Origin of the sequence: Mycobacterium sp. E3247, assembly GCF_001667785.1 — a bacterium.
GTDB lineage: Bacteria > Actinomycetota > Actinomycetes > Mycobacteriales > Mycobacteriaceae > Mycobacterium.
Map to the genome: position 1 here is coordinate 1 of NZ_LZJG01000466.1, position 581 is coordinate 581.

The following is a 581-nucleotide window of genomic DNA, read 5'->3' on the forward strand; positions in this document are numbered from 1 at the left end:
GAGGATTCGTTCTCCTACGCCAACCAGTTGGGTGCGCGCCAGGGCGCCGGCGCGGTGTACCTGCACGCCCACCACCCCGACATCTACCGCTTCCTGGACACCAAGCGCGAGAACGCCGACGAGAAGATCCGGATCAAGACGCTGAGCCTGGGCGTGGTGATCCCCGACATCACCTTCGAACTGGCCAAGAAGAACGAGGACATGTACCTGTTCTCGCCGTACGACGTCGAGCGCGTCTACGGCCTGCCGTTCGCCGACATCTCGGTGACCGAGAAGTACTACGAGATGGTCGACGACGCGCGCATCCGCAAGACGAAGATCAAGGCGCGCGAGTTCTTCCAGACGCTGGCCGAGCTGCAGTTCGAGTCGGGCTATCCCTACATCATGTTCGAGGACACGGTGAACCGGGCCAACCCGGTCGAGGGCAAGATCACGCACTCGAACCTGTGCTCGGAGATCCTGCAGGTGTCGACGCCGTCGCTGTTCAATGACGACCTCTCGTACGCCAAAGTGGGCAAGGACATTTCGTGCAACCTCGGTTCGTTGAACATCGCCAAGGCGATGGACTCGCCGGACTTCGC

1 pseudogene is annotated in these 581 nt (G+C 61.6%); it reads left to right on the forward strand.

Annotation, left to right across the window (positions count from 1 at the left end):
* Positions 1 to 581, forward strand: a pseudogene (locus tag A9X04_RS22960) (ribonucleotide-diphosphate reductase subunit alpha); the annotation flags it as partial.